This window comes from Pedobacter ginsenosidimutans (genome assembly GCF_001442625.1).
GTDB classification, from domain to species: Bacteria; Bacteroidota; Bacteroidia; order Sphingobacteriales; family Sphingobacteriaceae; genus Pedobacter; species Pedobacter ginsenosidimutans.
Genome location: NZ_LMZQ01000003.1, coordinates 663203 through 678011, shown reverse-complemented (window position 1 = coordinate 678011; position 14809 = coordinate 663203). Strand labels below are relative to the sequence as shown.

General features: G+C 39.8%; 12 protein-coding genes. 10 read left to right on the top strand and 2 right to left on the bottom strand.

The window, feature by feature from the left end:
• From tssD (ASU31_RS27700) to ASU31_RS07045, 8 genes are all read left to right on the top strand, one after another.
• The coding region (tssD, locus tag ASU31_RS27700; RefSeq protein ID WP_057931649.1) for a type VI secretion system tube protein TssD at positions 1-297 on the top strand (297 nt) is incomplete at its 5' end.
• 135 nt (positions 298-432) lie between these two features.
• Positions 433-828: a type VI secretion system tube protein TssD gene (gene tssD, locus ASU31_RS07075; RefSeq protein ID WP_025141860.1), complete on the top strand. Its 396-nt coding sequence runs from the start codon at positions 433-435 to the stop codon at positions 826-828.
• Positions 829-918: 90 nt separating this feature from the next.
• On the top strand, positions 919-1638 hold the full coding sequence (locus ASU31_RS07070) for a hypothetical protein (protein ID WP_057931648.1): 720 nt from the start codon (positions 919-921) through the stop codon (positions 1636-1638).
• Between the two features lies 1 nt (position 1639).
• Positions 1640-2485 (top strand): hypothetical protein, encoded by an 846-nt coding sequence (locus ASU31_RS07065; protein ID WP_057931647.1) that lies wholly within the window; start codon positions 1640-1642, stop codon positions 2483-2485.
• Positions 2486-2509: 24 nt separating this feature from the next.
• A complete protein-coding gene (locus tag ASU31_RS07060; protein ID WP_057931646.1) occupies positions 2510-4309 on the top strand; it encodes a type VI secretion system Vgr family protein in 1800 nt (599 codons plus the stop codon).
• A gap of 1 nt (position 4310) precedes the next feature.
• A complete protein-coding gene (locus ASU31_RS07055) occupies positions 4311-5114 on the top strand; it encodes a hypothetical protein (RefSeq protein ID WP_057931645.1) in 804 nt (267 codons plus the stop codon).
• A 3-nt stretch (positions 5115-5117) separates the two neighbouring features.
• Positions 5118-6794, top strand: a complete 1677-nt coding sequence (locus tag ASU31_RS27170) for a DNA/RNA non-specific endonuclease (protein WP_209434966.1) — start codon at positions 5118-5120, stop codon at positions 6792-6794.
• 4 nt (positions 6795-6798) lie between these two features.
• Positions 6799-7251, top strand: coding sequence for a hypothetical protein (locus tag ASU31_RS07045; RefSeq protein ID WP_057931644.1), 453 nt, complete (start codon positions 6799-6801; stop codon positions 7249-7251).
• Positions 7252-7320: 69 nt separating this feature from the next.
• Here the strand turns inward: ASU31_RS07045 and ASU31_RS07040 are convergent, their stop codons facing one another.
• Complete coding sequence (locus tag ASU31_RS07040) at positions 7321-8214, bottom strand: LysR family transcriptional regulator (RefSeq protein WP_057931643.1); 894 nt, start codon at positions 8212-8214, stop codon at positions 7321-7323.
• Positions 8215-8290: 76 nt separating this feature from the next.
• On the opposite strand from ASU31_RS07040, the gene hutH reads away from it, so the two are divergent.
• Both hutH and ASU31_RS07030 read left to right on the top strand, forming a co-directional pair.
• A complete protein-coding gene (gene hutH / locus ASU31_RS07035) occupies positions 8291-9826 on the top strand; it encodes a histidine ammonia-lyase (protein ID WP_057931642.1) in 1536 nt (511 codons plus the stop codon).
• 19 nt (positions 9827-9845) lie between these two features.
• A complete protein-coding gene (locus ASU31_RS07030) occupies positions 9846-11852 on the top strand; it encodes a urocanate hydratase (RefSeq protein ID WP_057931641.1) in 2007 nt (668 codons plus the stop codon).
• 379 nt (positions 11853-12231) lie between these two features.
• Here the strand turns inward: ASU31_RS07030 and ASU31_RS07025 are convergent, their stop codons facing one another.
• On the bottom strand, positions 12232-14727 hold the full coding sequence (locus tag ASU31_RS07025; RefSeq protein ID WP_057931640.1) for a PAS domain S-box protein: 2496 nt from the start codon (positions 14725-14727) through the stop codon (positions 12232-12234).
• Positions 14728-14809: the final 82 nt, after the last annotated feature.

Below are 14809 nucleotides of genomic sequence, written 5' to 3'. Positions count from 1 at the left end.
TCTTCCGGAGTTTACGGCGGTACCATCGACATTGAGATCGAGTCGACCGAAGACACCTCAATAATCGAGGCGATGGTAAACAACCAGTACAAACCTATTACAGGAACGCTTCTGATCAAGAAAACAGAGGAAGATGCCAAAATGAAAGAAGTTAACTTCGAAGACGGCTACATTGTTAAATATTCCGAAGGGATAAACATTGTTGGCGATCATCCGATGACGCTCAAATTCCAGATTTCAGCCAGAAAGCTCAAATTAGGCAACGCCGAGCACCTTAACGATTGGCCAAAAGCCTAAAGAAAGGTTGAGGGTAGTAAGGTAGAGGGTGTAAGGTTTAGGGCATGAGGTAAATTAAATGCCAAACGCCATGCGCTCCACGCCAACCGCCAACCGCAATTCATTCATTTTTCAAAAACATTAAAACTTACTACAATGGCATTCAAAACCCGTTTAAACTTAGGATCAAAAGAATTTGATGTACTACAGTGCAGCTTTTCATTAAATAGAGATGTTGACGCAAAAGGCCGTCCATCATCAGGTGTTTATGGTGGTACCATCCACATCGAAATCGAATCAACCGAAGATACTTCTGTGATCGAATCGATGGTAAACAACCAGTACAAGCCGCTTTCAGGAACATTGGTTTTCAAAAAAGGCGAAGAAGATGCTAAAATGAAGGAGCTGTCTTTCGAAGATGGTTATATCATCCAGTATAATGAGGGTATTGCGGTAAACGACAATACACCAATGACTTTAAGTTTTGTGGTATCGGCCCGTAAGCTAAAGCTGGGCAACGCAGAACATGAAAACGATTGGCCTAAAGCTTAATCCTAATAAAACCGTTACGAGTTACATGCTAAAAAGGCTGGTGCTGGTAACGGTTTTTGTGTTTTAGAGGTGTGATATAAAGAGCTAATTATGGCTACTGATTTAGAATACATTAAGCTATTTAATTCCTGCACAGTTTCTCCGATAAAATCGGTTGAGATCAACCGGATTATTGATGATAAAATCATAAGCAATAAATCAAGATATCAGGCAGTAAGAAATAAACTGCTCAATTTAACCGAGTACACTTACCGCAATGCCTGCTTCTTAACCGAACCTGACGATTTTTTTCTCAAAAGGAATCCAAAAATTGGCAACAGTTTTTTTAGCAGAACATTTTTAGATCATAGTGTTTTCTCTGAAAATATGGGTATTCCTTGGTACTTTATCGCCTGTGTACACTATAGAGAAAGTAATGCTGACTTTACCAAACACCTGCACAATGGCGATCCGCTCAGCGGTTTTACCAGGCAGCATCCTGCTAACAGGCCAAAAATTAACCACGGACCGCCATTTACTTTTGAGGAAAGTGCAGTTGATGCCCTAAAACTACGTGGCCTGGATAAAGAAACTGTTTGGTCTTTGCCAAAGGTTTTGCTGCGTTTAGAGCAGTACAATGGCATAGCAAAAGCCTATCAGAACAATAATATCAACTCGCCTTACCTGTGGGGCGGCTCTAATCTTTACACTAAAGGTGGTTTTCCGAGAGATCATTTTTTTAGTCTCGATTATGTAAATAAACAAATTGGAACAGCTGTAATCTTAAAAGCTATGGAAAACAGAGGATTGATTAATATACCCAGACAATAGCATGAAAACAACGAGCATCTTATTTTTTTCTCTGATATTCCTGCTGTTTTCTTGTGGTGCAAAGCATCATGATCAGCAAGTAGGGGGAATAGATGATGCTGATACTGTTGTAAAGAAGGAGATGGATGCCGGTTATGCCAAAGCAGGTTCTCTTGAAAAATTGGCTGCAAAAATGGTAGCCTCCAGAGAAAGTTATTTAAATGAAGGAAAAACTGAAGCCGAAGAAGTATTTATAAATGCATTTATTGAGGCCTTAAAACAACCAAAGGCTTTTGAGACAGACTTTGCCAATCTGAAGAAGTACGAGATTAATGTATTAACTGCCGATGACCACAAACTTAGGCTGTTTTACTGGCTTTCTCCATATTCGGGTACGATGTGGCATGTGCAGAATATTGTTCAATATCAAGGTGAAAACAATGCGGTAACCGCAGTTTCATTTAATAATCTTTACGGAGACAAAGATGATGAAGGTAGCCCTACACCTTTTTTTGAGCATATATATCATTTAAATACCTCTCCTCAAAAAACATACTTGCTTACAGGTTACGGACAAATGAGCGGTACTGAACCGTATAGTGTAAGTCATACGCTAATCATTAACCATTCAAAATTTAGCATTAACAGGCCCTTATTTAAATTGGGGAAAGTCATCAAAACTCAATTATTTGCATCTGCCACCCTTAAAGAGAGTCAGGATAAAGAGAAGCTTATGGCACAATTGGCCATGATTTATAATTCCCAAGATAAAACCATTAGTTATCCGGAGGTTAACGAAACTAAAAACGGATCGGTTTTCAGTGGAAAAAGAAAAGTTTTAACCTTTCGGGATGGAATGTTCCAGTAATAATCACCTTATTATTTAGCTCGCATGGAAAAGAAATTAATTACCGAAATTAATATAGAAGATAAAGCAATTACCCATTTTGCTTCATTTAGCTTAAAACAAGCTTTTAATGCACACCATTATTTCGAGCTGCGATTTAATCATGATCAGATGGGGTCGCCGGGCATGATCAATCTAAACGACAGTCGCGATTTTGTGGGTAAAACTTTAACAGCATCATTTGGTTACGATTCTGGTAGTTTACAGGGCTTCGCTGGTTTGGTAACCAAAGTGGAGCTTGCACAAAGCCATGGGTATCACGGTGTGTTGATTGTGAGTGGTTATAGCCCAACAATTCTGATCGATCGCGGTCCGGATCTGGGCTCTTATCTTGATAAAGATTTAAATACGATCGTAAATCTTGCTACATCGGATGTTCCCTCAAACGATATTAAAATTGTGGCCAATGCCGCCAGAAAGGAACCAATTGACTATTTGATCCAATATCGTGAAAGTGATTTCGATTTCCTGAACAGATTATCGGGCGAGTACCACGAATGGTTTTATTATGATGGTAAACAGCTAAATTTTGGCAGGCCAGATGATCAGAAAGAAATTGCACTAATTTATGGACGCGATGTGCAAAATCTGCAGTACGCCATGGAAATTGCACCTATTAAGAATAAACGTTTTGCTTATAATCCTAAACAGGACGAGATGCTTCAGAGTGAAAGTAGTGGACAAAGCGATGGGTCGCCCGATCTGGCGCATGCCATAAAGGTATCGAATGCCATGTACAGCAAAACTTTTAATCAGCCATCGCTTATCCGGGTAGATAATAGCAACGACATTAAAAACCATGTACAGAATGAGGAAAAAGCACATATAAGTGATCTTTTAAAGGTAAATGCCAGTGGTGATAATGCTGCTTTGGGCATAGGAAGCATTGCCGAAATTACGATGAGTGTCAGAAAAGAACTGTCCTTTTCTACAGAAAGTCTTGGTAAATTTCTTGTCACTACTATTAATCACAATATCGATGGGACAGGGAAATATTACAATACTTTCGAAGGTGTGGTTTCAACAACAGAGCGCCTATCGGTAAAAAATTACAGGAAGCCGAGTCCTGATATGCAGTTGGCAGATGTAATTGACAATGCCGACCCACAAGGGCAGGGACGCATTAAAGTAAAATTTAAATGGGCGTGTAAAACCAACGATGTAACAGAATGGCTACGGGTAATTACACCAGATGCGGGAAGCAGTGATAAAGTGAGTAAAAACAGGGGCTTTGTTTTTATCCCCGAAATTGGCGATCAGGTAGCTTTAACTTTCGAAGAAGGCAATATTGCAAGACCAATTGTATTGGGTTCGGTATTTCATGGCAAAAGTGGGAGCGGCGGTAGCGCCAGCAATAACAGCAAAAGTTTGACTTCTAAAAGCGGACATACTTTTACGATGGATGATGGCGGAGGAATGCTGCTAAAAGATAAAACAGGTTTAAATCATATTTCAATTGATGGAAAAAATGCTATTGTGGTTACTACTGATAATAGTATTAAACTTCAAACAGGAAACGTGATGATTATCATGGATAAGGAAACAGATAAGATCATTATCCAGGCTAAAAACATAGAAATCCGCGCTGCAGACGATTTTAAGGTAACCGGAGATGGGGCACCAAGTAAAAATGGAAGTATGGAGTTTGAGAGTAAACTTTCTATTATCTCGAAAAATGAACTATCGCTAAATGGAGAAAGTTCTGCTAGTTTAAACGGAAAAGATGTGAATATTGTAGGGAGTAAAACCATTATCGATGGTTCGCCGGTTAAAATAAATTCTTAATATGGAAAAAGTATTCGAGAAAAATTATCAGCTGCAGGTTAAGGGAAATGTTAAAATGCTAACCATGATGGATAGTTTTTCTACCATCGGACAGTATACTTTATCGTATTTCGGGCAGAATTCCATTAAACCAGAACTACAAGATTATCTTATAGAGGAAAAAGAAGTTAAGTTAACAGAATATTATGATCCAAACACGTTTCAGCTAATAGAATATGTAAATAAACTAGCCTACATCTACAGTAATCAACAGGTTTGCATAAATAGTGATGGAAATATAAAAGGATTGTTAAATCTCCCTGAGATAAGATCAAAATGGGATAAGCTTAAAAAGGAATTAATGCAAACTAATCCAATCGCAGCATTTGAGATTATTAGGCATAAAGAAAGAGAATTATCCAATCCCCCCGAGTTGTTAGAGAACCTTGAGAATACTCATTTTATGCATTTATTTTTATATGCTTTCAATTATACTGCTGATGGGGTTGAGTATCAAAAAAAAAGAAGTGTGAGAGACAGGATGGGGATCGGGTTTTTAATTCCGGTAAACCAAAATTTTTCGTCAGAGGTGATCGAAAACGGCTATGTGATAAATGCCGAGGCTACATTGGATGATAAGGATAAAATAGATAAACAAATGATCGCAAAGGTTACCGGGCAAAAAGACTTTGATATTAAGCACTATACGCAGGCATCATTTACTTATAATGCGTCTGGTATATTGCAGAACGCTGAAATGAAAGTGTTCGAACAGATAAATAATGATTATAAATCAGATTTATATTTAAATCTGAATAGCATTTAGTTTATGGCTAATGAAGACCTACAATGGCTAACAGAAAAGCACTACCTGGTTTGTCCTAAGGGTGCTATGTTTAAACAGATGAAGGTAACCAGTCAGGATCAGGTAACCTTTAGCGGCAACAAGGTAGCTACAACAGCAGATACCATGAAGGCCAATGTTTTTATATGTTTGGGCAGTATGGCATTTATGGCTGGCGCTATAGCGGGCTTATTGGTGGCCGCTCTGGCTTTATTGGCCGTACCTGTTGCCGGATGGGCATTGGCCTTAATTATTGGTGGCGCTTTATTGCTTGCTATTGGTGCAGGTTATATGAAGTGTAAAACCAATGCCGCGGCCAGAATTTGGGTAAATTCTTCCCCAAATCTCATCGTTCATAAAAAAGAGGGTTTGGTTGTTGGCCAAAGCCAGTTGAGCTGCCCGCCAGAAGGTGCACTGATTGATATTAAGGAAACGTTTTGGGAAGCCATGATGAGTACCACCATGAATAATGTTGGGCATATTGCAAACTTTGCTTTTGGTTTTTTGGCAGGCCGCGGTATGGGGAGTATGGCCGGTACACTGGGCACCCAGGGTTTAAGGGCGGCAGGGACAGAGTTTCTTGCTGTTGCCAGAACAGAAATGGGTGCTATGTTTAACCCCGCCTCTTTATTTGGTAAAATGGGCTGGTTTTGTAGAGCCATGAGGGGTTTTGGCATGTTTGGAGCTTATAAGGGGCAGTATGATATCTGGACCAACGAAGAAATGAGTGTTACCGATAAGTTGCTGGCCAGCGGACAGGAACTTATACTGGCTATTTTTGCGGCGAAAGGGGCTTCGCTGGTGTGCTTCCCGGCAGGTACTACTGTACATACCAGTAATGGGTTAATGTATATCGAAGATATTGTGGTGGGTGCTTTAGTGTGGACGGTAAATGAAACCAGCGGACAAAGAGAACTAAAACCCATTACACAAACACACCGCCGCACCACGTTAACCATGATGGTTGTTGAACTGCAAAATGGAACTATATTTGAGGTAACCCCAGAGCATCGTTTCCTGGTAAATGAGGAATGGAAAGAAATTCAGTCTATTTCTGTTCTTGATGAATTGGAACTGATTGATGGCGAGAAAATTAAAGTCAAAAATGTTGGTTTTATAAGCAAAAGCGCTATTGTTTACAATTTTGATGTACAGGATAATGAAAATTATTTTGTTACAGAAGGTGGGGTGCTGGTACATAATGGGTACACACGGGGTAGCCATTTTGATGAAAAGGGAAAACTTAAGCCAAATCAAAGCTACAAAGCTGGCAAAAATCAGTATGATTATACCACTGATGCACAAGGTAGATTAAAGACTGCAAAAGCGGATAAATTAAAAATGAGTGGAGAAGATCGCCTTCCACATAAAAAAAGTACGCCTGGTAAGCTTAAAGGTGATCATGCAGGCCATTTAATAGGTGATAGATTTGGAGGCTCGCCTGATTATGATAACTTAGTTTCCCAAACAAGTAAGGTAAATTTAAGTGAATTTAAAAAATTGGAAAACCAATGGGCTAAAGCACTTGATGGGGTTCCTCCGAAAGATGTAAAAGTAAATATTAAAGTTAATTATCCAGATGCAGTAAGTAAACGACCTTCGAGTTTTGATGTGCGTTATACAATTGATGGAAAACCATATAGACAAGTTTTAACGAATTAATGAAATGAATAAAGAACAATTTGAAGAAGAAACACAAAATATTTTTACGAGAATGGTCGAACTGGCATTCGAATTTGTAAATAGAAATACTGTAGATATTGATGGTATATACATTTTTGTTTCGTTGGAAAATGGCTATTTCTTTAATGTTTATTATAAGGTGAATGGGCACTATACAGAAATAAATAACATTAATAAATATGCTGAAGAGCAATTTGACCTTTCAATGGATCGGATGTTTGATATGCTTGACCTCGGAACTGAAGATGCAGAGGCACTGAAAGAAGTTTTCGAAAAGTATGATGAAGAAGTCCCTAAGTCTGTTAAACTATATTATCATCCTAAAACTGAAAGCTTTGAGGCAAAATTAGGGTATGATGCGTTATTTACCGGTGATGCTGAAAAAACGGCTGGAAGTGTTTTTGATGATTGGCTCAATGAATTGAGTGAAAAATAAATGCCAGTCTATGAGCCTGGATGTAAGCTTTTTGGTTAATTTAACTTTTAAAATTAGTGATGCGATGAATTAAACCTTATCCTGCAACAACAGCTTGATCACATTTTTTAACGCCGGGTTTCGGTTAGATTCTTTCCAGATCATGTAGAGTTCTGTTCTTTGCAGAATGTGGGTTAGCTCTACAAACTTTACGTTTTCCTGATAGCCATATTGCAGGGCGGTTGGTACAATGGCAATGCCTAAACCTTCTTCTACTAGTTTGTAAATGGTGAGCGCATTGACTGATTTGTGGTAGGTTTTGGGTTTAAAGCCATGATCTTCGCAAATGCTCATCATCACATCATAATAGAAGGGGCTGTCATCACTTGAGAAAAAGATAAAGGGTTCATTGCCCAATTTTTTTACTGCTTCAAATGATGCCTTTTTCATGGGATGGCTTTTAGGCAATACAAGCGAAAAAGTATCCTGATGGATCATGTGTTTAGAAATACCGGGTTTAAACTGCTGCATCCTCACAAAGCCCACATCTAGCATGTCTTTTTCCAATAGTTCGATCTGTAACTTATTGGGCATTTCGTCTAGATTGGTTCTTATTTCCGGGAAATCTTTGTTGAGTTTAAAAATAACTTCGGGTACGATTTTTTGTGCCGCCGAGCCTAAAAAACCAATGCGAAGTTCGCCCTGTTTGCCTTCATTAATATTGCTGATCTGTTTTTTAATGTTTTCGATATGGCTGAACAGAAAATCTACCTCATCTTTTAGGTACAGGCCTGCTTTGGTAAGCTCCACCTTTTTTTTATTACGATCGAATAATGAAGCGTTAAAAATTTCCTCCATCTGTTTAATCTGCCGGCTTAGACCTGGTTGCGAAATAAAAAGGCGGTCTGCAGCCTTTCTAAACTTCAGTTCCTCGGCCAAAACCTGAAAATATTTTAAATGCCTAAGTTCTATCTGATAACCCATAGTTATTGCATGATGATGTAATTGGTATTTATAGGTATCAAATATAGGGCTTATTTTTGTTTAAAACCTTTTTAACATGAGCGAGCAACAGATTTTTAATTACGGAACGGATCATTTAACCGCTAAATTGGCTTTGGCTATCAGCAATGGCAAGATAAAAGGCATATTAAGCCAGAGCACCCGCAATAAAGTGCTGGAAAGTAGTATGGTAGTTGAACGAATAGCGGTTTCAGGTAAAGCCGTTTACGGGATCAATACCGGTTTCGGACCACTGTGTACCTCCATGATTTCGGCAGTTGATACCCGCAAATTGCAAGAGAATATTCTGAAAAGCCACGCTGTTGGTGTAGGCGAACCGATAGATAGTGAAATATCAAAACTGATGTTGGTTTTAAAACTACAGGCTTTAGCTCAGGGATATTCAGGTATTAAAATCGAAACACTTGATCGAATGATCTGGTTTTTAGAAATTGATGCGACCCCGGTAGTTCCCAAACAAGGTTCTGTTGGCGCTTCCGGCGACCTTGCTCCTTTATCTCACCTCTTTTTACCTTTAATTGGCTTAGGAAAGGTTCATTACAAAGGCGAAGTTATTGCAACAGCTCAGCTCTTACAAGAATATCAGATGAGTCCGCTGCAGTTGGGTCCAAAAGAAGGTTTGGCCCTCATTAATGGCACCCAGTTTATTGCTGCACATGCCGTTAAAGTAGTACAGCGATTAGAAAATGTGCTGGCTTCAGCCGATATCATTTCGGCGATGATGATTGAAGGACTACAAGGCTCTGAAAAACCTTTTCATGCACAGCTTCATCAGCTTAGGCCTTATTCGGCAAATATTGCGGTGGCGGAGCAAGTGCGTAAACTGTTGCGGGGTTCCGAAATTATGAAATCGCATGCCGATTGTGCCAAAGTACAAGATCCATATTCGTTAAGGTGTATTCCACAGGTACACGGCGCTTCCAGAACGGCATGGATGCATTTAAAAGAAGCTTTAGAAATCGAACTGAATTCGGTAACCGATAACCCTGTAATATTTAATGACGATTTAACGATCAGCGGTGGTAATTTTCACGGTCAGCCATTGGCCTTACCGCTTGATTATGCCTGCTTAGCCGCCTCAGAAATCGGAAACATCAGTGATCGTAGGATTTATCTTTCCCTGGAAGGAAATACGCCGGGTGTACCTAAACTCCTGATGAAAGAAACCGGATTAAATTCGGGTTTTATGATCGTTCAATATACCTCTGCGGCTTTGGCCAGTGAAAATAAGGGGCTTTGTTTCCCTGCGAGTGCAGATAGTATCCCAACTTCTTTAGGTCAGGAAGATCATGTGAGTATGGGTTCGATCAGTGGACGTAAAGCGCTTCAGGTGATCGAAAACGTAGAAAAAATCCTGGGTATCGAACTGTTTTGTGCCGCACAGGCCATTGATTACCATCAACCATTAAAACCAGGCAAAATATTGGCTGCGGTACACGATTTTGTGCGTACTGAAATTGATCATTTTGAGGAAGATCAGATTATGTATGATAGGATGGAGAATGCCATTAAAATGGTACAACAAGGTAAAATCGTCGCCGTTGCAACCGAGGCAGAATCAACATTGAATTAAGCGTTTAAAATTGCAAAACATGGATTTTAAAGGACAGATACTGGCAGGTATTCCTTCAACATTGCCTGCACACAAAAACAGAAATACAGCACTAAGCCATGCGCCTGTAAGGAAGGATGTTTTAAATACAGATGAAAAAAAACTGAGCATTAAAAATGCTTTGCGTTATTTCCCAAAAGAGTGGCACCAAACACTTGCGCAAGAATTCTTAGCTGAACTGGAAAACTACGGACACATTTATATGTACCGTTTTATGCCCGATTATGCCATTTATGCAAGAGGCATAACGGCATATCCCTGTCGTACTGTTCATGCTGCGGCAATTATGCTCATGATCCAGAATAATTTGGATCCGGCCATTGCGCAGCACCCTGAAGAGCTGATTACTTATGGCGGAAACGGAAGCGTATTCCAAAACTGGGCGCAGTATCTTTTAACCATGCAATACCTGGCTACAATGACCGATCAGCAAACGCTGAATATTTATAGCGGGCATCCGCAGGGATTATTTCCATCAAGTACCGCTGCGCCACGCGTTGTGGTTACGAATGGTATGATGATACCAAACTATTCTTCACCTGAGGATCTTGAAAAGTTTAATGCTTTAGGTGTAACCCAATACGGCCAGATGACAGCGGGTTCGTACATGTATATAGGGCCACAGGGCATTGTTCATGGCACGGCCATTACCTTAATGAATGCTTTCCGTAAAAAAGGTTTTTATGGAAAAGATACTGCAGGTAAAGTTTTTCTTACCGCAGGATTAGGTGGTATGAGCGGAGCACAAACCAAGGCGGGCAACATTGTGGGCTGTATTACGGTGTGTGCAGAGGTAAATCCTAAGGCTGCAAGCAAAAGGCATCAACAAGGCTGGGTAGATGAACTGATCGATAATTTGGATGAATTGGTTAACCGTGTCATAGTTGCCCAAAAAGGAAAAGAAACGGTATCTCTGGCATACATTGGCAATATCGTTGATGTTTGGGAGCGGTTTGATCAAGAAGATATTGAAGTGGCCATTGGCTCTGATCAAACTTCACTGCATAATCCATATTCTGGAGGCTATTATCCTGTTGGTTTAAGTTTTGTTGAAGCAAATGAATTGATGGCAAATGCAGCTGATCGGTTTAAAGTTTATGTTCAGGATTCACTAAAAAGGCAGGCAACAAGCATTAACAAACATACAGCAAAAGGAACTTATTTTTTCGATTATGGAAATGCCTTTTTGTTGGAGTGTAGTAGGGCAGGTGCCGATGTAATGTCGCCAAATGGGGTAGATTTTAGATATCCATCTTATGTAGAAGACATTTTAGGTCCATTGTGTTTCGATTACGGTTTTGGCCCATTTAGGTGGGTTTGTACCTCAGGTAACGAAAAGGATCTCGATTTAACCGATCAAATTGCTAAAGAAGTAATGGAAGAGATTAAACTTAATGCCCCGGTAGAAATACAGCAACAATTGCAGGATAATATCAATTGGATCAGCGCGGCAAAGGAAAATAAACTTGTAGTAGGCTCAAAAGCCCGGATTTTATATGCAGATGCTGAAGGAAGGGCAAAGATTGCGCTAAGGTTTAACGAAGCGATTAATACCGGCCAATTATCGGCACCAGTTATTCTTGGGAGAGATCATCATGATGTTAGCGGAACGGATTCTCCATTTAGAGAAACCAGCAATATTTACGATGGAAGCAGATTTACGGCAGATATGGCTATTCATAATGTAATTGGCGATAGTTTTAGGGGCGCCACATGGGTTTCGATCCACAATGGTGGTGGCGTTGGTTGGGGAGAAGTAATAAACGGCGGTTTCGGAATGGTATTGGATGGAAGCGAACAAGCTGCTGAAAAACTACAAAACATGCTTTTTTATGATGTAAACAACGGCATTGCCAGAAGAAGCTGGGCACGTAATAAAGAAGCCCGCTTTGCTATCGAACGCGAAATGGAACGGACTGGTACTTTAAAAATTACACTGCCAAATTTGGTTGATGATGCTTTGCTAAATGGGTTGAAGATTGACTAATTTTTTACCACAGAGAGAATGAGAAATATACAGAGGCCACAGTGTATCTCCTCCAGTTGTGACACTGAGCGGAGTCGAAGCGCTTTTAAAAGGTAGTTTAGCCACAGAAGCACGGAAACCACTGAATACTGTGCATATTGTCACGCTGAGCGGAGTCGAAGCGTTTTTAAGAGTTGTTTAGCTACAGAAGCACTAAGAAATTTTCGTCATCCCCAACTTGATTAGGTGTCGTAATGCAATGCATTTTAAGATTCCCGCCTGCGCGGGAATGACGGTACAATACAATGGTGTTTGTGCTTAGAAATGACGAATTTCAGGAAAAACCTCTGCGTTCTCTGCGAAAACCTTTGTGTTTTTTGCGGTAAAAAGTTGTGATAAATTAACTCAATGGCAAAGTAAAATGAAAAACGGAACCTTTGCCTTCTTCACTTTCTGCCCATATCCGGCCGCCATGTCTTTCAATAATTTCGGCGCTTAAGTAAAGCCCGATTCCAAAACCGGAAATGGTGTGATTACCCTGTACGCGGTAATAACGTTCGAAAAGTTTATCAATATCTTCGGGCTTTATACCTATTCCCTCATCTTTAATCTGAATTTCAACCTCAGTATCGTACAATTTGCAGGTAATCTCAATACGCGTACCATTATCTGAGTATTTTAAGCCATTGCTGATCAGATTAGAAATCACGTTACCGATTTTATTCCTATCGGCATTAATGTTAACCTCGCATGTTGGGTTTAATATAATTTGATGCGAAGATTGTGACACATAAGTTTCTTCGATGGTTTCTTTCAGCAGTTCATCCAAGCTAAAGTTTGTTTTTTCGATAAGCAGCTTACCCGATTCTAAACGCGATACATTTAAGAAACCATTAATCATGGTAGTCATTTTCCTGATCTGGCTATGCGCTTTATCTAAAGCGATAATGGCATAATTGTCTTCATCTTTTTTCGCTTTACGTTGCAAAACCTGTACAAAACCATTAATTGCGGTTAGCGGTGTTTTTAACTCGTGACTGACCATTCCGATGAAGTCGTTTTTTCGAAGCTCATCTAATTTTTGTTCCGTAATATCAATGAAAAGACCAGAATATTCCGTTGGGTTTCCATTTTGGTCTAAAAATACACGCCCGGTTGCTCTAACCCATTTTTCCTGCCCATTGATTAAATTGTTAATCGGGTATTCGGTATCACTGGGTAAATGGTTTTTCATGGCATTATCAAGCGCTGAAAAAAGCATCTTATGGTAATCAGGATTTACGGCCTTCATAATCATATCCATTTCTGCAGGTTTGTCCAAAGGCAATCCCAGCAATTCCTTAACAAAGCTAGACATGGTAATTTCAAGTGTTTTCGGATTGATACTCCAGGTACCCATTCTGCCCGTTTCTATCGCCTGTCTGAGTTTTTCCTCACTGTCTGATAGTTTATTGGTGTACCTGATAAGGTCATCATGCGTTTTAGCAAGTTCTTCATTTGTAGTGGCCAGCTCTTCGTTTGCTGCAGCCATTTCCATATTTATGCCTTGCAGTTCTTCCTGATAAAGTTTTCGCTCTGTAATATCAGGACCTACTGTAGCGAAGGCAATTATTTGATCGTTTTCTTCATTTCGAATGGCAAAGCCATTCCATTCAATCCAAAAAGGAATGCCTGTTTTTTCATTCCAGAATCGAATCTCCTGCCTGAAGGTATTATTCTTTAAAATCCCTGGTAGAATTTCCTCCGCCATTAATCGATCCTCAGGAAAAACACAATCTAATATTGTTCTTTTCGAAATACCAAGCCAACCAAGTTTTTGTAATGCGGCAGGATTTAGGTATTGGATTGACATATCCAATTCTGCAATACCTATAAATTCTGAACTGGCCTCTATAAGTTTGTTCAGGTTAAGTCGCTCTATTTCAATTAGCTTCCGTTCTGTAATGTCTATGCAAGAGCTAATGTAACCGGCAAATGAGCCATCGGCATGAAACCGTGGCGGACCACTCGCAAGCAACCATCTGTAATCGCCTTTTTTGGTGAGTATTCTAAATTCGCCGGTAAAAGGTTTCTTTTCGGCAAGGGCCGAAAGGTAAATATCTACATATCTATCCCGGTCTTCAGGATGAATTAAATCTGCCCAGCCAAAATCGAGCAGGTCCTTAACCGATCGGCCCGTGAGTTTTACCCATGATTTATTAAAATAAATGGCATTTCCACTTTCATCAGCAACAGCAATAAAAATATCAGTTCCTTCTGCCATGGTTCTAAAGCGCTTTTCGCTTTCCGAAAGCTGGTTAAAGCGCTCAACAACCCTTAATTCCAGTTCGTTGTTTAAAACGTGCAGCGTTTCTTGCGTTTCCTGTAGTTCTTCATTTGTTGCCACAAGCTCTTCATTGGTTGTGGCCAGTTCTTCTACTGTTGCCGCCAGTTCTTCATTTAAAGTTTGCTCTCGTTGTAGCGCCTCTTCTCTTTCAAGCGCCTGTTCTACAGCCTGTTGTCTGAGTACCCGCTCGCTTACATCAATTGCCGTATGTAAAATGCAAATGGTTTTACCTGCATCGTTTTTTATAGCCCTGTATTCAAAATCAAAATAAAATGTTTGCAGTTTACCGTCGACCACCAAATCCGCTGCGGTATCTTTTCCTGAGATAACTAAGCCTTCTAACCAAACTTTCCTGAACATCTCAATAAAAGGCTGTCCTTTTAACTCCGGTAAGGCGTCCTCCAGTGATTTTCCGATTATGCTTCTGTCTTTCCCCCAGATTCTGAGCATGGCATCATTAGCCGTTTGAATTACAGCCGTTTCGCCAACATGTACAGCTGTGGCCGTATGGGTCAAGTTAAAAACTTCTAATAATTGATCGCTACTTAACAGGTGATTAGGATAACTCATTATGGAAGCTTAAAGTATTATCTGAAATAATTATTTATCTAATGTTTAACAAATTAAATCAGGGATCTAACCATGATCATTT

Bases quoted from the DNA above. Each gene is read 5' to 3' on its own strand.
- tssD (WP_025141860.1), top strand. From the start codon at position 433: ATGGCATTCAAAACCCGTTTAAACTTAGGATCAAAAGAATTTGATGTA.
- ASU31_RS07070 (WP_057931648.1), top strand. From the start codon at position 919: ATGGCTACTGATTTAGAATACATTAAGCTATTTAATTCCTGCACAGTT.
- ASU31_RS07065 (WP_057931647.1), top strand. From the start codon at position 1,640: ATGAAAACAACGAGCATCTTATTTTTTTCTCTGATATTCCTGCTGTTT.
- ASU31_RS07060 (WP_057931646.1), top strand. From the start codon at position 2,510: ATGGAAAAGAAATTAATTACCGAAATTAATATAGAAGATAAAGCAATT.
- ASU31_RS07055 (WP_057931645.1), top strand. From the start codon at position 4,311: ATGGAAAAAGTATTCGAGAAAAATTATCAGCTGCAGGTTAAGGGAAAT.
- ASU31_RS27170 (WP_209434966.1), top strand. From the start codon at position 5,118: ATGGCTAATGAAGACCTACAATGGCTAACAGAAAAGCACTACCTGGTT.
- ASU31_RS07045 (WP_057931644.1), top strand. From the start codon at position 6,799: ATGAATAAAGAACAATTTGAAGAAGAAACACAAAATATTTTTACGAGA.
- ASU31_RS07040 (WP_057931643.1), bottom strand. From the start codon at position 8,214: ATGGGTTATCAGATAGAACTTAGGCATTTAAAATATTTTCAGGTTTTG.
- hutH (WP_057931642.1), top strand. From the start codon at position 8,291: ATGAGCGAGCAACAGATTTTTAATTACGGAACGGATCATTTAACCGCT.
- ASU31_RS07030 (WP_057931641.1), top strand. From the start codon at position 9,846: ATGGATTTTAAAGGACAGATACTGGCAGGTATTCCTTCAACATTGCCT.
- ASU31_RS07025 (WP_057931640.1), bottom strand. From the start codon at position 14,727: ATGAGTTATCCTAATCACCTGTTAAGTAGCGATCAATTATTAGAAGTT.